Annotated in this window: 16 protein-coding genes and 1 tRNA gene; 11 read left to right on the top strand and 6 right to left on the bottom strand. The window is 41.2% G+C overall.

All coding sequences use genetic code 11. The features are described 5' to 3' along the window. From SJY38_RS08380 to ccoG, 6 genes are all read left to right on the top strand, one after another. Window positions 1-282, top strand: a complete 282-nt coding sequence (locus SJY38_RS08380; protein ID WP_004587239.1) for a YeaC family protein — start codon at window positions 1-3, stop codon at window positions 280-282. Further along, complete coding sequence (locus tag SJY38_RS08375) at window positions 272-2953, top strand: DUF349 domain-containing protein (protein WP_377109609.1); 2682 nt, start codon at window positions 272-274, stop codon at window positions 2951-2953. Before SJY38_RS08380 ends, SJY38_RS08375 begins: the two co-directional genes overlap by 11 nt. Window positions 2954-3046: 93 nt before the next feature. Next, window positions 3047-3604, top strand: a complete 558-nt coding sequence (locus tag SJY38_RS08370) for a DUF1439 domain-containing protein (protein ID WP_248451114.1) — start codon at window positions 3047-3049, stop codon at window positions 3602-3604. Window positions 3605-3719: 115 nt separating this feature from the next. Continuing rightward, window positions 3720-5039 carry an ABC1 kinase family protein gene (locus tag SJY38_RS08365; protein WP_377109608.1) on the top strand — a complete coding sequence of 440 codons (1320 nt, stop codon included), beginning with the start codon at window positions 3720-3722 and terminating at the stop codon, window positions 5037-5039. A gap of 57 nt (window positions 5040-5096) precedes the next feature. Then, window positions 5097-6515, top strand: coding sequence for a sigma-54-dependent Fis family transcriptional regulator (locus SJY38_RS08360; protein ID WP_024032193.1), 1419 nt, complete (start codon window positions 5097-5099; stop codon window positions 6513-6515). Window positions 6516-6659: 144 nt separating this feature from the next. Then, window positions 6660-8042 (top strand): cytochrome c oxidase accessory protein CcoG, encoded by a 1383-nt coding sequence (gene ccoG / locus SJY38_RS08355; RefSeq protein WP_377109607.1) that lies wholly within the window; start codon window positions 6660-6662, stop codon window positions 8040-8042. An 18-nt stretch (window positions 8043-8060) separates the two neighbouring features. Here the strand turns inward: ccoG and SJY38_RS08350 are convergent, their stop codons facing one another. The 3 genes from SJY38_RS08350 to SJY38_RS08340 form a co-directional block, all read right to left on the bottom strand. After that, on the bottom strand, window positions 8061-8471 hold the full coding sequence (locus SJY38_RS08350; protein WP_377109606.1) for a hypothetical protein: 411 nt from the start codon (window positions 8469-8471) through the stop codon (window positions 8061-8063). 251 nt (window positions 8472-8722) lie between these two features. Then, on the bottom strand, window positions 8723-9637 hold the full coding sequence (locus SJY38_RS08345) for a M14 family metallocarboxypeptidase (RefSeq protein WP_024032190.1): 915 nt from the start codon (window positions 9635-9637) through the stop codon (window positions 8723-8725). Between the two features lie 64 nt (window positions 9638-9701). Next, window positions 9702-10286: a hypothetical protein gene (locus SJY38_RS08340; RefSeq protein WP_377109605.1), complete on the bottom strand. Its 585-nt coding sequence runs from the start codon at window positions 10284-10286 to the stop codon at window positions 9702-9704. 297 nt (window positions 10287-10583) lie between these two features. Between SJY38_RS08340 and SJY38_RS08335 the strand changes: the two genes are divergently transcribed. The 3 genes from SJY38_RS08335 to SJY38_RS08325 all read left to right on the top strand — a co-directional run bounded on the left by SJY38_RS08335 (window position 10584) and on the right by SJY38_RS08325 (window position 15259). Then, window positions 10584-13103 (top strand): UvrD-helicase domain-containing protein, encoded by a 2520-nt coding sequence (locus SJY38_RS08335; RefSeq protein WP_377109604.1) that lies wholly within the window; start codon window positions 10584-10586, stop codon window positions 13101-13103. 174 nt (window positions 13104-13277) lie between these two features. Then, on the top strand, window positions 13278-14846 hold the full coding sequence (locus SJY38_RS08330; RefSeq protein WP_377109603.1) for a cyanophycinase: 1569 nt from the start codon (window positions 13278-13280) through the stop codon (window positions 14844-14846). A 164-nt stretch (window positions 14847-15010) separates the two neighbouring features. Further along, window positions 15011-15259, top strand: coding sequence for a hypothetical protein (locus SJY38_RS08325; protein WP_004587250.1), 249 nt, complete (start codon window positions 15011-15013; stop codon window positions 15257-15259). A gap of 59 nt (window positions 15260-15318) precedes the next feature. Here SJY38_RS08325 and SJY38_RS08320 read toward each other — a convergent pair whose 3' ends face one another. The 3 genes from SJY38_RS08320 to SJY38_RS08310 all read right to left on the bottom strand — a co-directional run bounded on the left by SJY38_RS08320 (window position 15319) and on the right by SJY38_RS08310 (window position 16594). After that, window positions 15319-15642: a hypothetical protein gene (locus tag SJY38_RS08320; RefSeq protein WP_377109602.1), complete on the bottom strand. Its 324-nt coding sequence runs from the start codon at window positions 15640-15642 to the stop codon at window positions 15319-15321. A gap of 90 nt (window positions 15643-15732) precedes the next feature. After that, window positions 15733-15809 (bottom strand) — tRNA-Pro (locus tag SJY38_RS08315). 161 nt (window positions 15810-15970) lie between these two features. Further along, entirely contained in the window at window positions 15971-16594 is a 624-nt protein-coding gene (locus SJY38_RS08310; RefSeq protein WP_024032180.1) for an arylesterase, read from the bottom strand. Between SJY38_RS08310 and SJY38_RS08305 the strand changes: the two genes are divergently transcribed. Together SJY38_RS08305 and SJY38_RS08300 are read left to right on the top strand one after the other, a co-directional pair. After that, entirely contained in the window at window positions 16595-17308 is a 714-nt protein-coding gene (locus SJY38_RS08305; RefSeq protein WP_004587268.1) for an ABC transporter ATP-binding protein, read from the top strand. Further along, a complete protein-coding gene (locus SJY38_RS08300; protein WP_377109600.1) occupies window positions 17298-19799 on the top strand; it encodes an ABC transporter permease in 2502 nt (833 codons plus the stop codon). Before SJY38_RS08305 ends, SJY38_RS08300 begins: the two co-directional genes overlap by 11 nt. The last annotated feature ends 85 nt before the right edge of the window (window positions 19800-19884 follow it).

Raw genomic sequence — 19884 nt, 5'->3', positions numbered from 1 at the left:
ATGAATATTGACAACCTTGTACAAAATATAACCCCAGAATTATTTGAGCGTTTACAGTACGGTGCTTCAACCGGTAAATGGCCCGATGGCACGCCGCTCTCTGATGAGCAAAAGCAACAAACGGTGCAACTTGTTATGCTTTACCAAGCTAAAATAGCGCAATCAAACGAGCAATTTACCATTGGCGCTAATGGCGAAATGATCCAAAAGACAAAAGCACAACTACAAAAAGAATTTAAATCAGAAAACGAAATAGCTAGGTTTAGTGAACATGATCTTTAAACACCTTTTTACACCTAAGTGGAAACACCCAAAGCAGCAAGTTCGTCTAGACGCAATTGAAAAACTTGATGTAGAGCGCGACGCATCAATTTTAAGCACATTAGCGCTGGAAGATAACTCAGCCGAAATACGCCGCAAAGCATTACAAAAAGTAAATAACTTACCACTGTGGTGGAAAGCCTATAAACAAGATCACGCGCTAAAAGATGTAGCCGAAATACAAATTTCAAACGCAGTGTTAAACAACGAAAGCGCACTGAGCACGCAAATTAAAAGTGAGTATATAGACCGTTTTGCACCGGTTAAAACACTAGAAAAACTCGCCTTTGCAGAGAAAGAACTGCAAGTACGCGTTAAACTTTTAAAGCGCTTAGCTAATCCTAAATTAATTGAAAAAGCGTTTAAAGAGGGCAGCGAAGAGCTTCAAAGCCAACTTGTAGAGCTCGTTATAACGCATCAACTTATTAAGCCATTAGTAAAGCACGCTAAAGGCGATGCTAAGCAGCAGCTTGAGCAACACATTGAAAACGAACGCTTAGCGATTGAAATGCCCGCTCAGGTAGAGAGCGCAACACGCGTTATTTTAGCTAAGCTAAATGCCCTGCGAGATAAAAACGATTACGCCATAGTAAACCCACAAGCCGGCGAATTAATGGCGCAGTGGCAAGCACTTGAACTTAAATGGTTAAGCGAAGAGCACGTTAAAGAGCTAGATAAAAAATACATCAGCATTACTGATAAACTCGATGCGCATATTGCTACGTTAAAAGCTCAGCACGAGCAACAACAGCAGCGTTTAGCCGAGCAACAACGCCAATTATTAGCCCTGGCAACACTTGAGGCATTGAGCGAAGAAATAGAAAACGCGTTGCAATTAGGCTTAGAAACCCCAGAGCAAATTCAGCAAGATTGGTTAGAGGCTAAAGTAGCGCAAGCTAAGCAAACGTTAACCGATGCCCAACACGGCGATAACGCACAAACTAAGCAAGTTATTACAAAGCTTGAAAAACTATTCAATCAGGTGGCTAAACTACCAGAGCTTAGTAGCGCAATTGCACAGTATAAAATTGCTTTTGAACAGCTTAAAGCAATTGAGCCTGCGCAGCAGCTAGCTGATTACGATGATGTTTTAACTCGTTTTAATAACGCATTTAAACAAACTCGTAGCCATTTAAATGTGGTTGATGGGGCATTGCAGCAAAACTTTAAATCGCAATTAAATACGCATAAAAAGCAGTTTTTAGCGCAAATGAGTGAGCTGACAAAACCGCTTGAAAAAAACCAAAGCACAGCCAAACGTAAAGCACGCGATGTAAAACGCCTTATTGAGCAAGGCCGCTTTAATGTTGCTTTTGGTGTATTTAAAGGCTTTGAAGAGTTGTTTGATAAGTTAACACCGCAATTTCAGCAGCCACTAGTAAATTTAAAAGCCGATTTAGAAGCACAACTTGCAGAAGCAAAAGATTGGCAAAAATACGCAGCCGCGCCAAAACGCGAAGCCTTACTTGAAGAAGTGGCCGGGTTAGTCGACCAGCCGTGTGACGACCCACAACAGCGTGCTGAGCAAGTTAAAGCCTTTCGTAAGCGTTGGAACGAGCTTGGCCGTTTAGATACAGAGCAAGAAAAGCAACAAGGTGAGCAGTTTGATAGCAACATAGAGCTGTTGTTTGCACCGTGTCGTAGTTACTTTGCCGAGCAAGAAGTGGCGCGCGAAGCTGCAAAAGCCCAGCGTGAAGTACTGATAAACGATATGCAAGCACTAAGCGAGCAAGACACCGCTATTGAAAGCTTTGATTGGAAGCAGTTTGAAAGCCAATACAACCGTTTAAATAAAGCGTGGCGTAGCGTGGGTAAAGTTGACCCTAAAACATACCGCGTATTAAACGAAAGCTTTAAAACACAGCAGCAGAGCGTACTTGCTATATTAAATGCATACCATAAAGGTAACGCAGCACAAAAAAATGCCTTAGTGGAGCGCGCCTCAGCGCTTTCGCAAAGTGAAGATTTAGCTGCAGCATGCCAAGAGTTAAAGCAATTACAACAGCAATGGCAAAGTATAGGTTTTGCAGGTTTAAAAGCCGAAAATGCGCTGTGGCAAAAGTTTCGCCAATATAACGATGAAACCTTTAGCAAACGTAGCAGTGAGTTTGAGCAGCAAAAGCTGGCTCAAAACGAAACAGATAAACAAGCTGCAATAGAACTGGCTGAGCTAGAAAGTGCCCTTGAGCAAGTAAATCAAAAAGCCCAATTGCACGACCTAGAAACCAAAGTAAAAGGCTACGCGCAATATAAATCGCTTGCGTCAAAAGTGGCAGCATTACTAAGTGCTATTGACGAAAAGCTAGCTTTACTTACAAGCCAAGCGCAGCATGCGCAATTTGAAGCGCTGATCACTGCACTTGAAAACAACGATGTAGTGCCAAGCCAATTTCAAGCTCCGTTAGCGACGTCGCTTAGTAGTGAACAGCTTATTACAAGAATGGAAATTCTTGCCAATGTAAGCTCGCAAAATGCAGCGCTTAGAATGGCAGAGCAAGTCGCCATGCTTGATGATAAACACCGTGGTGAGCATGCTGATTTAAACTATTATTTAAAGCAGCTATTAGCGCTCAGTAAGGGTTCAGTTGAGCCTGACACACTAGCTAAAATTAAAACTATTTTTACAGCATAATATGTAATTAACTTGTATTAAATACAGGTATTGCATAATAAAAGCCGCTGTTTAAGCGGCTTTTTTATAATTACAACGAGGATAAAGGTTAGCATGAGAATTTTATTACTGTTTTTAACCACACTATTTTTAAGCGCATGTAATTCTACACAAGGCGTGTCTGTTTACTCATTTACCAGCTCAGAAGTAGAAAGTGTGCTAGGTAAACAGTTGCCTAAGTTAAGCGAAAAGGTGAGCTTAATGGGGCTGCCAGTGCAGTTTGATGTAAACGATTTAAGTGTAAATATTGGTCCAGATAGCCGTGATGTAGTAGTACTTGGTGCAGACTCAAGTGCAGAAATAAATGCATTTGCATTAAAATACCCAGTACGCTTAAAGCTGCAAATTGAAGGTAGCCCGTTTTACGACAGTGAAAAAAAAGCCGTGTTTTTACGCAATGTTAAACTACTAGATTCGAGTGTGGATGCAGGTGGCTTTAAAGGTAATTTAGCGGCGCTTGATAATGAAGCGATGGAAGTAATTAATGCTTTTTTAGCCCTCAACCCTGTTTATACGTTAAATATGGATGACCCTAAAATGATGCTGCTAAGCAAATTACCCCTTGATATGAAAGTGGTTGAAGGGGCAATTAAATTAGTACCGCGCCTTTAATGTACAGCACACTGCTTACGCTAGTTTTATTACCAAAACGTTTGGTTAATTAGATCGAGCCCAGTAAAATATACGTATTAATTAGCCTGTTTCTCAGGCTAATTAGGTTTTTATAATGGCAGCTTCGCGCAGCATACCTACCTCAAGACTCTCTCGATTTGCAAAGCTTGGCTCCTTAGCCAGTGGTGTTGCAACCAACATGCTTATAGATGGCACTAAAAGTGCGCTCTCGGGTAATGGTTGGAATAATAAAGCTTTACTCTTACAACCTAAAAACATAGAAAAACTAGCTGTTCAGCTAGCACACCTTCGTGGTGCTGCCATGAAACTAGGGCAATTACTGTCTATGGATGCTGGCGAGCTATTAAGCCCTGAACTTACTCAATTACTCGCATTGCTTCGCGCAGATGCAAACCCAATGCCGCACAATCAATTAGTTAAGGTACTTAAAAGTGAATGGGGTGAAGACTGGCTTAATCGTTTTTCGCATATTGAACTTAGGCCATTTGCAGCGGCGTCTATTGGCCAAGTGCACTTAGCTTATCAAGAAAATGGTGAAAAGCTGGCGGTAAAAATTCAATACCCAGGTATAGCGCAAAGTGTACATAGCGATGTAGACAATGTTATTGCACTATTAAACATTGCGCGGTTAATCCCTAAAGAGCTTGATATACAGCCACTAATAAATGAGGCTAAAGCGCAGCTACTTGCCGAGGCTGATTATGAACGCGAGGCACATTACCTTAACAGATACGGTGAGTTGCTAAGCCAGCACGTTAATTTTAAAGTGCCTAAAGTATATGGCGTTCACAACACTAAACGCATTTTGGCAATGGAGTATGTACAAGCAACGCCTATAGAAGCGCTTAGCAATTTACCTCAAGGTGAGCAAAATAACATTGCAGCTAGGCTCATAGATTTATTTTTTAAAGAAATGTTTGAGTTTAAGCTAATTCAAACCGATCCTAACTTTGCTAATTTTCATTATCAGACTCAGAGTAAGCAAATTGTGTTATTTGACTTTGGGGCAACCCGAGAGATCTCGAGTAAATTGAGCAAGGCTTACCTGTCACTATTTATTGCAGGCACTGAAAACAATAGGGCGGGCGTGTTAAGCGCAGCACGAGAAATAGGTTATTTTAAAGATACCCTACTAGATTCTTACAAAAGCCATGTTATTGATTTGTTTCTAATGGCGTGTGAGCCGCTAAGAACCACTGGCGAGTTTGATTTTAAAAACAGCCCCTTAGCAACGAATATTAAAAATGCAGGGTTAGAGCTAAGCGCACAGTCGCAGCAATGGCATACACCGCCCGTTGATGCGTTGTTTATACATCGTAAGCTAGCTGGGCTTTATTTAATTGCGGCAAAGTTAAATGCAAAAATAGATATTAACGCTTTATTTAAGCCTTATATTAAAGGCCACTTTATTTAACTGTTTAGCGCGTCACTTTATGGCATAATAATCGTGATATTTCGCGAGGATGATGCAATGATAAAACAATTTTTAAATGACCCCAAACTTTTACTTAATGCAGTAGGAGAGGGCATTTACGGCTTTGATTTATCGGGCAATGCGGTGTTTGTTAATCCAGCCGCTGAACGTATGACAGGCTGGAAAGCCCAAGAATTGTTGGGCAAAAAAATACACCAATATCATCATCACAGCCACGCCGACGGCTCTCCTTATCCAGCCGATGAATGCCAAATATATTGCACCATGTTTGATGGCAAACGCCGCGAGGTTAAAAACGAAGTATTTTGGCGCAAAGACGGCACCTCGTTTGCAGTAGAATACACATCAACCCCCGTTTACAGGCAAGGTGAGTTAATTGGTGCGGTCGCGGTATTTCGCGATATATCGGCGCAGCAGCAAACCCAAAACGAACTTAAGCAAGCGCTTGAGCAAGTTAAGCATTTAAGTGAGCAGCTGCAAGATGAAAATAACTACCTAATTGCAGAGCTTAACGAAGACTGGCAAGACTCAGGTTTAGTTGGCCAAAGCCATGTTTTTCAAGCTATGTTGGCGCAAATTAAACTCGTTAGCGAAACCGACAGCACAGTATTAATTTTAGGTGAAAATGGAACAGGCAAAGAGCTGGTGGCGCGTAACTTACACCGGTTAAGTAAACGCAGTAATCAAGCTTTTATAAAAGTGAACTGCGCAGCGTTTACGCCAAGCTTGTTAGAGTCTGAATTATTTGGCCACGAGCGCGGTGCGTTTACCGGTGCAAACGAGCGACGTAAAGGCCGCTTTGAACTGGCCGACAAAGGCACGCTGTTTTTAGACGAAGTTGCTGAGCTGCCATTAGAAGCGCAAAGTAAATTGCTACGGGTATTACAAGAGCAAGAGTTTGAACGGGTTGGCGGTAGTACTACGCTTAAGGTAAATATTAGAGTATTGGCAGCAACCAATCGCGATTTATGGCAAATGGTGCAAAAAGGCACCTTTCGAATTGATTTATATTACCGCCTTAATGTGTTTCCTATTAAAGTGCCTGCGCTTAAAGAGCGCAAAGAAGACATTCCTTATTTATGCACCAATTTAATTACTCAACTAAATAAACGCTTAGCAAAGCAAATAAAAGGGGTGAGTAAAAAAGCGATTAGCCAACTACAAGCTTATGATTGGCCTGGTAATATTCGCGAGTTACAAAACGTACTAGAGCGCGAAGCTATTTTAACTAAACATACTGTCCTTAAACTGAGTCAGCCATTGCATGGCGATGCAAGCACGGCTGTAAATACATCACTTACGCTTGCAGAGGCGCAAAAACAGCACATTATTGCGGTGCTTGAATTATCACAGTGGCAAATATCTGGCGATAAAGGCGCTGCTTGCAAATTAGGCCTGCCCGAGAGCACTTTGCGCTCAAAAATGCGCAAACTAGGAATAAGCAAAAATACGTGATATATCGCGGTATTCGTTAAATATCGCGAATGAATTTTATTGCTAATTTATAAATTTATTTAATATCAATTACTTAATTAAAGTTTCAGCTTGGTCTGAAAGTTGCAAAAGTAGCATTAATACCGTCACTATTAAGTAGCTACTATGAAGTTTGATATTAAAGAAGAAGATATGATCATCAAGCCCTATAACACACCAGGGCCTATTTATATTCGTGAGCAAAAAGGCTTTTACCAACAAATACGCCGTAACCTTGGTTGGTTACTTATGCTTATGTTTATTGCCATTCCTTGGATTCAATACAAAGGTGAGCAAGCCGTACTACTTGATGTAGCCACGCAAAAGTTTACTATTTTTGGTTTAACCTTACTGCCGCAAGACTTTATGATTTTAGCGCTGCTATTTATGGTAGGCGCGTTTGCTTTGTTTTTTGTCACGAATTGGCTTGGCCGCGTGTGGTGTGGTTATACCTGCCCCCAAACAATCTGGATGTTAATGTTTAGTTGGGTTGAGCAACGTATAGAAGGTACTCGTAATCAGCGTATAAAGTTAGATAAATCACCATGGAGTGCATTAAAGTGGCGTAAAAAAATAACCAAACATGCTGCGTGGCTTGTTATATCGCTGCTTACTGCAACGTCGTTTATGGCGTATTTTATACCCGCTAAAAGTTTATACCTTGAAATGTTTACCTTACAGTGGTCGGGCATTACCAGCTTTTGGGTGTTTTTATTTGCATTTTGTACTTATGGAAATGCCGGCTTTTTACGCGAAAAAATGTGTAACGTGGCGTGTCCGTATTCTCGCTTTCAATCGGTGATGTTTGATAAAGATACATTGGTAGTGAGCTACGATGCAAAGCGCGGCGAAAACCGAGGCCCTCGTAAACGCAAAGCTGATCCTAAAGCCCTTAATTTAGGCGACTGCGTTGATTGTAATTTATGTGTAGAGGTATGCCCCGCGGGCATAGATATACGTAATGGCTTGCAATACGAGTGTATAAATTGTGGCTTATGTATAGATGCCTGTGACGACACTATGGATAAATTTGGCTATCAAAAAGGGTTAATTAAATACGCCAGCGAAAAACAGCTAGAAGGTAAAAAAACCAATCCATTTAGGCTTAAATTAGTGGGGTATGGTTTATTAACAGGGGTATTAATTATTTCTATGGTTGCGTGGGTATTGCAACGTACGCCAATAGAGGCATCGGTACTGCGCGACAGAAACGCTTTATACCGTGTAAATTATGAAGGCTTGGTAGAAAACCCATACACACTCACTATTATCAATAAAACCCAGCAGCCATTGCACTACGGCGTAGCCATTGAAGGCCTACCTGTGGCCACACTTAGTGCGCCAAGCTCTATTTTGGTATTGCCAGGAGTGATGAAAAAAATTCCGGTTACAGTCACCGCCGATGGCTACGACATAGCAACAAAAGTGACCCCAGTTAGCTTTGTTATTACCGCTGTAGAAAACCCTGATATAGCGATTACTAAAACAAGCCAGTTTTATAAAAACTAGCAATGGCTTGGGCTAAAATTAGCTCACGCCATTATTTAATTGCGATGAAATAAAACGTTTTGCAGCATCTAGGTTATCAAATAAACATTGGTTAAAATCTACATCGCGTTTAGCGTTTTGCATTATTCGCTGCATTTGGCTTATAGCAATAGGGGAGGTGAGGACAAATGCACTTATCAAGCAGTTAGTGTGCTGCATATGTGTGCTTATGGCGACCATTTCTTGCTCTGCATCGGGCGTAGCTGCAAGTACACACGATGAGTCGCTTATGTAACCCCATTGCTTACCTTCAAATTCAGCCACTGTATCAAAAAGGGCAGTTTTAAAGTTGGCCAATAGCTCTAGGTCTAAATTTCCGCTAAATTTGGCAATAACTATATTGCCCTCAACGGATAAAGTTACCTCAGCATGCTTATTTTTATACTTCATCGTAGGTTCCTAATTTCAATTAGTTTATAACTTATACCAATTTGCATAATTAAGTTAGCTATCTTGAGGCTAGAAAAACGTGTTGATAGCTTGTCAAAAAATCCGCTATTCAGTTGTTCTTGGCAATTGCTCCTGCATTGCTCTCCCTTCTGCATCCATGCAGTCTTAAATGAAAGTTTTTTAACGAAGGTAGCGACACGTTTAGCCCCAAAAAATGATTACGTATTATTGCACATGGGTATTTAAAGCCCCTAAAGCGACTTTAAATAATCTAACGCGCCGGTAATAACAGCAACTTGCGCTTGAGTACACTGCTCATCTGAGGCAGTTGGGCTATCTGGGTATACTTCGGTTGTCGTTACATAAGGGGCATTGGTAAAGCCCATGCATAAGCCCAATTCGCGTGCTGCGTAATTGATAACGCCAAATTGTTCCTGCGGTACACCAATTAATTGATTGTTTTCATCACTGGGGGCAATGTGCGTCACCTTCTCAACACTATTTAAAATGGCTTTTTGAAACTCAGGTGCTGGTTTTTTGCTATCAGCCACTAAATAAAAACCATCTGGTATGTTCCAGTTGGTGTTAATTTTACCATCGCGAGCCGCCAAAGCAGGTCTAAATTCACTGTTGTCTGTGTCTGTGGTTTCGTGCAGATCAATATGCGCAACTAACTCAGTGTTTAGCGAGGCTACATATTTCATAATAGCTGCAGATTCTTGAGCAGGGCTGTTATCGTAAAAAGAGCGATTTGGATCAATAGCTTCTGGGTTCCAGCGGTTTATGGTTTCAAAACCCCACGGGCTAATACAAGGTGCTATAATAAAGTTAAAACGCGTTGTATAAGGTGCAACAGCGGTTTGAGCAAATGCCAGCGCACCCATAACGCCACTTGTTTCGTAGCCGTGCACACCCCCAGTAATTAACACGGTAGGGCGATCACTTTGCCAATTTTTACTTTTAAATAAATAAAGTGCAAAGCTAAGCGGCGAATAATTTAATTCGCCGTACTGCTCAACATCTAAAAACTCATTAGGCTGGGTAATTTTACTTACTACGAGCTGGTTATAATCGCGCTTTTTTTGTTGAAGTTGTAACCATGCTGCTTTATCACTGTCGTTCCATGGTTTATTAGGGGTACCAATTGGGTATAAAGTGTCGCTCATTGTGTGCCTTTAACTTGTCGCTTTATAAAGGCGTTAGCTTATCGCTGCAATTAACGGCCTGCAACTAGAAATGCTCAGTTACACCTGCCGTGTTTTCGTACAAGGTGGCGTTTTCACGTTTATGTTTTTCAAATAAATACTCACGTAATGCCTCTTTACCACTTTTGATACTGACAATTTTTGCGGCATAGCCTAAATTAGTTTTACGGACTAAATCTATAAGCAGAGTGACTTTTTTCTTATTGGGTAGTTTAAACGTAATATGTTGCGCGTGGGTAAGGCTATAGCGATGATCGCGCGGCTTTAATAGCACGCCACTGCTTGAGAGCGAAAGCACATAAAAGCGCTCGCTTTGTAAATGCAGGTCTGAATAACGCCAGCTTCTGTCTACACCTTCGGTATCAATTACCTCAGGCGCACTCAGTACGGGGTTCAAGTAGCCGTCATCGTTGAGCTTAAACTCAAGCGGAAGCCACAACTGATAATGGCCCACCTCAGCTAACATGGTTAATTTAGCGTGAGACAACAAACCTTTTAGTGTATCTGGCAAAGCCGTTTTTAAGCTAAGCTGCGAGTTATCGTTTGTATTGTCCTTGTTACTGCCTACAACAGACGAAATAAAACTTAACTCTTCCTTAGTTAAATCCATATTATTTCTCGTTTAATAAAAGCTTCACATTAAACTAATAGTGCAATTTGTTCAATATTCAAACGTAAAGTTTAAGCAAGTTTAAACACCTGTTTAGAGTAAATACTTAAGGCCTGTTGATTGTTTTAGGAGGAGTTTACCGCAGTTTAAACACCCAATGTACACAGCCTTTGGGCTATTTATGAGGCCTGCTTGTACATGCTTTGGTTAACCAGGCTGCCACTTTTAAGGCGCGGCGCGCCTTGGCGTTTAAACTGTGATAAAATTTATTTTTAATTTTAGTTTATTCAAGGTTTTATGGCGCAGTTTATTGCCACTCCAAGCTGGTTAGGACGTTTTTTTACGCGTATTAGCACCGTTACTATTAAGCAAAGTTCACTCGTTATACATTTTAAAAATAATACTTCACGCGCCTATTTAATTAGCGACTTTACTAATTTTACCCAATTTAAAAAAGGCCTGTTTAGCGCGAAAATAACCCTCAACCATAATAAAAAAACGGTAATTAGCTTTTTAAATAAACAGCAGGCTCAAACGCTTAGTGAGCAGCTAAACAGTGTTTTTGCCAATCACCTAGAAGAAAAAGTGAATACAGCAAAAACGCTTGTAAAACGTTATGCAACAAACGAGTATCTTCGCGACTCAAACGTGCCGTTATTAAAATCGGCGGTGTTTTCACTGGCACAGCAGTACGGCGCAATACCTGCACTATGGCAGCAGCATTTATCGGCCATTAATATTAAGTTTTTAACTATTTTAAGTAGCTCACCAACAGTAGCGCATGCCACAGAGCAGCTACGTAAAAGTTATGAGCAAAAAACACTAACGGCAAGAGCCGACTTTTATAATGTGGTTGAATCACACCCGCTTACACACGAGCAACGCCTTGCTGTTATACGCAATAACGACAAAAATTTAGTGCTAGCGGCCGCAGGCACTGGCAAGACCTCAGTAATGGTTGCAAAGGCACTGGATTTAATTGCTCATGGTGGTGTAAAACCCGAGCAAATATTGATACTTGCTTATAATAAAAATGCAGCAAACGAATTAAATCAACGCTTTAATTTAAGGGCGCAACAAGCAAACTTAAACGTTACGCCGCCTACTATTTTAACCTTTCATGCGCTGGGGCTTAAGTTACTGCAAAGCGCTAATAAAACACGTAGTTTATCGCCTTTTGCAAACGATGCTATGGCGCTTAATAAATGGTTTACACAGTGGCTTGGTAATACCCTAAAAACAGACTCACGTTTTTGTAAAACTTTTGTTGAGACCCTGTATGAACCTACTGATAGCCTCAATACGGTAACTAAAACCGCAACTAAAACCGCAACTAAAACCGCAATAAAAGCACAAACCTATCACACCCTATCGGGGCTAAAAGTAAGCAGTTATCAGCTCTTATTAATTGCCAACTGGCTTTATATGTATGGTATTGAACACACTTACCAAAATGATGACACTGCCGATTTTTACTTGCCACAGCACCAGGTTTACTTGGCACATTTTGTGACAGATAGGCAAGGTAATTCAGTGCAGCATGCACCTAACTTGCACAATAGCGAGCATATAAAATATGTACGCGCGCACCATAAAAAACATGGCCATGCGTTGGTGCAAACATTTCACTACAATTGGCAAGAAGCTCAGCTTGAGCAGCGTTTAAAAGCACAACTACAAAAACATAAAGTGAACATTAACCCCTTAGATAACCAGGCAGTGTACGAGCGTTTATCTGCAACAGGGCTGTTAAAGCAAAATATAAACAAATACTTAAACTGCCTAAGCGCAATACGGGGTGAGCAACTATCTAACGCTCAAATTGCAGCGCGAATAGCTAAAAGTGGCATTATAAATCATAAAAGTTATGCAACATTATTGGTGGCAATGCAGCGTGCATACTACGAAAAATTAAAAGAGCAAGATGCTATTGATTTTGACGACATGATTGCAAGCGCAGCTCAGGCGGTTAAATCGGGGGAGGTAAGTGTACCTTGGCGCCACATTTTAGTTGATGAGTTTCAAGATATTTCATGCGCACGCATGGCGTTTTTAAATACATTAATAAAGAGTGGCCCGCAACCTTGTTTTACTGCGGTTGGCGATGATTGGCAGGCTATTTATCGGTTTTCAGGCGGTAATTTGGCGCTCACCACGCAGTTTAACGATTTAATAGGCAGTCACTCACTCACGTTATTGCAAAAAACGTTTAGATATAACAACAGTATTAGTGAGGTAGCGGGGCGCTTTGTAATGCAAAACCCTGAACAATATAAAAAGCACATCACCACACATACGCAAGTAAGCACCCCTCAAGTTGTGTTACTTGACGACTTAAACCAAGGTAAAAAGTCAGTAGCACTAAAAGTGCAGCAAATCATAGCCACAATTAATAAAAATAATAGCACGGCCAGTATTGCCGTATTGAGCCGCTATCGGTTTATGCTTAGTGAGGTAGAGCAGCATTTAGCAGGTAACAACGTTGCTAACCCACTGCACTTTTGGACACTGCATGGCTCAAAAGGACTCGAAGCCGATTACTGTATTATTATAGGTTTTGAGCAGGGCAAGTTAGGTTTTCCAAGCGATAACTCTGGTAATTTACTTGTTGAGGCATTATTGCCCGCACAAGATACCTTTAATCATTCAGAGGAGCGACGTTTATTGTACGTAGGGATAACGCGCGCTAAGCATAAAAGCTATTTAATTGCTCCGCCATCTGCGTGTTCTGAATTTATTAGCGAGCTAATAAATGATAATTACCCTATTGATATAGCCTCTAATTTGTTTGTAAAACAGAGTAAGCCTAATAAGTAAGGTTAATGATTAAATGTAAGAGTATTGGCTGCGTAAAACGCACATCGCGCTTTTGTAACTAGCTTTATACACTAATGCCATGTGTCGCAAACATTGACGATTTACATTTACTATTTAGCCTGCCATTACATGCTGTTAAACTTAACGCCTATTTAGATCATTTTTGAGAGCGTTATGCGTACCCGTGCTTTTTTTACTAAGCGAGTGAGCTTTATATTCGTTTTATTTACTTTTTTTTCATTTAAAGGGGCTGCCCAGCAGCAAGAGCAAACCCTTATTTTAGCCGGTAGTACAATTAATAGTTGCAGTGCTAATGCGGCGCAAAGTTGCAATACGCAAAATAACTCAAATTCACAAAGCGTGTTTAAGGTAACCAATACTAATATTGAGCAAATAAAATTAAATTGGCCGACTAACAATACAAATAACCAAGCAAATGTTTTAAATACCTTACGTGCGCTTAGTAGCAAAAATGCAAACGCAGTCTCTAAAAGTGAGCTGCTTTGGCAATGGCGCGATATAAACAACGAGCAACTTAATAGCCTAACAAAGCAAGAGTTTAACTTTGTGTTTGATATGCTTGAACAACCTCATGCAAACACCACCCCAAAAGCTGAGCCACCAAGCAACGGCATATTGCAATTTATAGCGGGGAGCTTAAAGGTTGCTAACCCAACACCCTCCTTATTAATTATTAGCGCAGCCCAGCGCGACCCATACGCACAGGTAGAGGCGCTTAAAGCGCTTTTACCAAAAGGTGTAACCAGCCAATGGTTGCCGCTTACACCAGCACTTGCTAAAGCAATTACTAACAATACCTGTAGTGATTTACCGGCGCTGCGTCACTCACAAATGAACCTGTATAATCGCAGTAATGTATACCCCGAGCTCACAAAGGCTGAGCAAACACTTTGTAATAATGGGGTTGAGGCGTTAGTTAATTTAATAAACACCAGTACCGGTGTTTTATTTAGCGACGGCAAGGCTAAAAATGCTTTAAAAGCACTGTATGATGAAAATAATACTGCCTACCCCTGGACGAATGCGCTTAAAACTCGCCAAGTTATTGTAGGGCTAGGTGCAGGAAGCAAAATACAAAGTGAAAACGTCTATCTCTCACAGCACCAAAGCGAAGCGGTATTAAAAGCAAAGCTTGCTCCACAGGCTACTTCACTTAACGGGTTAAACACGTTTACCTATGGCCCACTGAGCACCCGCTTTAGTGAGCAAAATCAAACGTTAAACCTAGCGGGTACATTAAATACCGCAAAGCAAAAAAACGGTGATATTAAGCACGGTTTTGGTATTGATGAAAACACAGCCCTCGTTGTTATTAAATCCAACAAAGGAAATTTAATGACCGTAATAGGGCAAAGTGGCGTTGCGTATTTAAGTACGCAGCAAAAAGCAAGTAGCTATAACTACTCGTACTGGCCTGCTCGCAGTGTAATAGATATTACTAATACCGGGTTTGAACTTAGCGAGCGCACCATTAGCCAAGCATTAGCGCCTGTTAAAATACCGCCTTTACCGGTGCAGCGTTTTGCCAATATTTTAACCGATTCAAAACTACGCTCGCTTACGCAAGCTATGTGCCTAAGCCAAGAGCAAAGTGCGGTAGGGCAACAAGATGACCTTTTAATAAATTTAACTGCCACAAAAAATACGGATTATTACCGCATTAATACCCAGCCGTATGGTTGCGCATTAAGTAATTTGTCACTGAATGTAGAGCGCTTTTAACCTTAAGCGCTAGTACTAAATATACTTAATAACCCGATACAAAGGTTTATGTTTATTTTAATGGGCTTTAAAATAGCGCCCAAGAAATTTATACCTATTCACTTAATTTAGTGGTTACGTTTTGCGAATAGGCATTAACCAAGCAGATTTACAGAGAGCAGTTTATGAATAATGAGCACGACATAATCGACAACCTAGCAGAGCTAGAGAACTTTTTAGTTATGGTAGAAAACGGCGGCTTAGGCTTAAAAGGTGTATCGGGTGTAGGTATGGCTACAAGCAATAAAGACGGCAGCCATTTTGTTGCAGTATTTGACGACAAACAACAGTTATTACTGGCGCGTGGCATAACAGCCGAAGTATTTGAAAATGGCAAAGACATGGTGCGTAACGGCGTAGGGCGTACACACTAATAAAAACTTTAAAAGCGCCGTATGGCGCTTTTAACTGCTTCAAACTAACTCTAATATATTTAAAGCCTGGCGACTTGTTTTGAACTAATACTGGTCACAATATTATTTTCAAAACGGAACAATACAATGTACATCCCACCAATCGAGCCTTTTAGTTTATAAGTAAACTCTTCTGTTTTAACTAATTTGTCGCCATTACCAATATCAACAGCTTCATTAAGCACATCTTTATAAAGTGGTGCGCCCACTACAGCTACAATGTCAGATTTAGTTTTACCCACACTTAATAGATTTCCGTTTTTAAGTCGAAAACTACCTTGGGCAAACGCAAAGCTTGAAATAAAAAGAGATAAAAGCAGGGGAAACACAATACGCTTTTTCATAAGTCATCCTTAAACACACAGTATTTAATGCTAGGTATACAAGGTAATACAGAAAAATGACAGTGAAAAAGAAATAAAGAGGAGGTTAAATGGTCGGTATGGCAGGATTTGAACCTGCGACCCCTGACACCCCATGACAGTGCGCTACCAAGCTGCGCTACATACCGACGTTGTTTGCAATAGTACGTATATTTTATTAAAAATCAATAAGTGATTGTTTGTTTGCGTGTTTATTGTGCAAATGAGCTGAAAAACTTTAAGCTAAGGGCGTATCGCCCTTAGTAAGCACATGCCGTGCAGCGCATGTTAAGCCACCAAACAACACGCCCTAATCTTTATTTAGCCATTGATTGATCGAGTCGTACATTTCATCGCGTATCAGCGGTTGTGCTTCTTTATTTGGATGTAATTGATCTCTTTGCATTAAGTTTGGCTTATCTGCCACATTAAGCATAAAAAAGTTAAGTAAATGAGCATTTGTTTTTTCACTTACTTGTGTAAAACTGTCAGTGAACATTTTACTGTAACGCGGCCCGTAATTAGGGGGAATATAAATTTCCATTAACGCGACCATGGCATTTTCAGCTTGGCTTTTTTCGATTAAATCCGTTAAGTTGGCCTGCATTTTTGTTACCGGAAAACCACGTAAACCATCATTAGCACCAAGCTCAATAAGTACATGGCTTGGTTGGTATTGCGCCAGTAAGGCATCTAGCCTGCGTAAAGCGCCACCGGTAGTCTCGCCACTAATACTGGCATTAATTAGCTCTATATTACGCTGCTCTGCATCGTATTTATCTTGTAACAATTTAACCCAGCCTTGCTCTTGTTTAAGCCCATAGGCTGCACTTAAACTGTCTCCAAGTATTAAAATCGTGTTGTCGGCCGCCGCACTAAGTGGTTTGATAACTAAAAATAAAACGAATACAAAACGTAGGATTGAATGAGTCATATGTCAGCGCTTTCTCAATTAAATATTATTCAAGTAAATGGTTTGTCTAAAGTAGTTTCTACCTTCGAAGGTGAGTTGCCCATCCTCAGCGACATCAGCTTTAATGTCAAGCATGGCGAGTCAGTTGCTATTGTTGGCACCTCTGGCTCAGGAAAATCCACGTTATTAAGTTTATTAGCGGGGCTAGATACCGCCAGCAGTGGTGAAATTACCCTTGATGGCGAGCCGCTACATAAATTAGATGAAGAGCAACGCGCGGCATTGCGTGCTGAAAAAGTAGGTTTTGTATTTCAATCTTTTATGTTGGTACAAAGCTTAACCGCACTTGAAAACGTGATGCTGCCGGCAGAGCTTGCTGGCGAAAGCGATGCCAAAGAGCAAGCTCTAGCCCTATTAGAAAAAGTGGGGCTGAGCCATCGTATTGACCATTACCCATCGCAACTTTCTGGTGGTGAGCAGCAACGTGTAGCCATTGCCCGCGCTTTTATTGGCACACCTAAAATTTTATTTGCCGATGAGCCTTCTGCAAATTTAGACAGTAAAAACGGCAAAATGGTGGAGTCACTATTATTTGATTTAAACCAGCAGCACGGCACAACGCTAATTTTAGTAACTCACGATGAAGCACTCGCGCAAAAGTGCCAGCATATTGTACAAATTGAAGCGGGCTGCTTAGTTAAAAACTCAAAAGAGGACGTAGCGAATGTGGGCTAAGTTAGCGCTTAAATTATTTGCGCGTGAATTTCGCCGCGGCGAACTTACGGTAATTAGTGCCGCCATTGCGCTGGCGGTGTTAACGGTGCTTACACTGTCTATGGTCACTGAGCGAATAGCACAAAGCATAGCGCAAAAAAGTAGCGCGTTTATTGCCGCAGATAGAGTATTGGCAAGCGCCCATGAGCTAGATACGGCGTTTATTAGCAAAGCCAAACAAGAAAACTTACGAACTGCGCAAATGATCTACTTTGACACCATGTTATTTGCCAACGACGAGATGCAATTTACCTCGGTAAAAGCGGCGTCTAACGAATACCCGTTAAAAGGCGAGTTAAAAGTAAAATCATCATTGCTTGGCGAAACACAAGTAGCGCAAGGCGGCCCGAAGCCTGGCAATGTGTGGCTAAGCGAATCAGTTTTTTACAGCTTAAATATTGATATTGGCAGCCAAGTAGAGCTAGGCGCAGCAGTATTTAATGTAGAAAAAGTGGTGGTTGAAGAGCCAGATGCGCCGTTTAATGTATTTTCGAGCAGCCGCAGAGTGCTTATAAATATTGCTGATGTAGCAAAAACTGAGGTTATTCAACCTGGCAGCCGCGTAAATTACCGCCAACTCTACGCAGGCGATGAATCAGATATAACCCGGTTTTATGAATGGTTAAAGCCGCAAATGGCTGAAAACCAACGTTGGTATGGCGTAAAAGATAGGCAGTCGCCCATATCAAATAGCTTAAACCGTGCCGAAAGCTTTTTATTACTGGCCGGTTTGCTGGGCATTATTTTGGCTACGGTTGCTATTGCTGTGTCGGCAAAGCGTTATTGTGAGCGCCAATACGACCCCGTAGCAATGATGAAAACACTTGGCGGAAGCCGTGCATTAATTCGTAAAATATATTTTATGCACTTACTCATGGTGTGTGCTTTAGCGGTTATTGTGGGTTTAGCCATAGGCTACGGTTTACAAGAAATAGCCACTGGTTATTTAGCAAAAAGCATGGATATGAGCTTACCTGCCGCCGGGTTTAAACCTTGGCTGGTGGCCATTAGCACAGGGGTTATATGTGCAGTTATGTTCTCTATTAAGCCACTGCTTGATTTATTTGATATTCCACCGCTTAGAGTATTGCGCCGTAATTTAGGCGACAGACTAGCGGTAAGCCGTGTGCACCTAGGTTTAAGCGCGCTTACGGTGTTTTTATTAATGTGGTTATTTAGTAATAACATTAAAATAACGCTTATTTTATTTGTCTCTACGCTTGCTTTGATTGCGGTTTTGTTTGTTATTTCAAAACTAATATTTGGCGGTGGTCGTAAATTAGGCTTAAAACCAGGCAACAGTTGGTCGTTAGCTATTGCTTCTATACAAAAGCGTGCCAACGTAAATGCGGTGCAGCTTATTAGCTTTTCATTGGCGATAAAATTGCTATTGTTTTTGATTGTGCTTAAAAATGACATGATCTCAGATTGGCAGTCTCAATTACCCGCCGATGCACCTAATGCATTTTTAGTTAATATTACGCAAAACGAACTAGAGCCTGTAAATAATTACCTAGCAGAGAACGATATTTTAGTTTCGGATTTTTATCCAACCATTCGTGGGCGTGTAAATGCGGTAAATGGCGAGCTTGTTGCACGTAAAGTGTCGTTGCAAGATAACGAGAAAAAAGATGAAGAAGCGCGTTCAGGCATCGGCCGTGAGCTTAACTTAACCTGGCTTGATAATGTGCCAGCCCAAAACGAAATTGTGCAAGGCCAGTGGTTTGGTGAAGACGCAGTGGGTGAGGCATCGGTTGAGGAGTCTATGTTAGAGCGCCTAGACGTAGAAATAGGCGACACCTTAACATTTTTAATTGGTGCGCAATCATTTGACGCCAAAATTACCAGTGTGCGTAAAGTAAATTGGGCTACGCTAAAACCTAACTTTTTTATTATTTTAAGCCCCGATGTGCTAAAAGATTTTCCGGCAACGTATATTTCATCTGTGCGTATAGAGCCAGAGCAAAAGAAAGCGTTTAGCCAGTTACTGCGCACTTATCCAACCATTACCGCCATCGATGTAGATAACTTTGTTAAGCAAATACAATCAACCATTGAGCAGGTGTCGTTAGCTATTGGCTTTGTGCTTGCTATTGTGGTGTTGTGTGGCGCATTAGTGCTTATATCTCAGGTGCAAGCGAGCCTTGGCGAGCGAATGCAAGAAATAGTAATACTGCGAACGTTAGGCGCCAAAGGGCGGCTAATTAAAAATGCGACGCTTTATGAGTTTTTGCTATTAGGTGGCTTAGCCGGGTTTGTAGCTGCATTATTTAGTGATGTAGCCTTGCTGATTGTTCAGCAGCAAATGTTTGACTTAGCCGGTAAGTTGCACCCAACAATTTGGCTAATAGGGCCTGTGTCGGGCGGGGTGTTTGTAGCCGCGCTTGGCTACTTTATGATTGCCCGTAAACTTAAACAAAATACCCAAGGCTTAGTACGTGCTTTAGCCTAAGCTATACTTTTAACGCTAAACGCCCGCACTAAGTTGCGGGCGTTTTTGTTTTTACTAGCCACTGGTAATTTATACAGTGCTCTGG

Origin of the sequence: Pseudoalteromonas sp. R86517 (assembly GCF_042466295.1) — a bacterium.
Classification (GTDB): Bacteria; Pseudomonadota; Gammaproteobacteria; order Enterobacterales; family Alteromonadaceae; genus Pseudoalteromonas; species Pseudoalteromonas atlantica.
The sequence above is the reverse complement of the archived record's forward strand: the minus strand, read 5'-3'. Positions and strand labels throughout refer to the sequence as shown.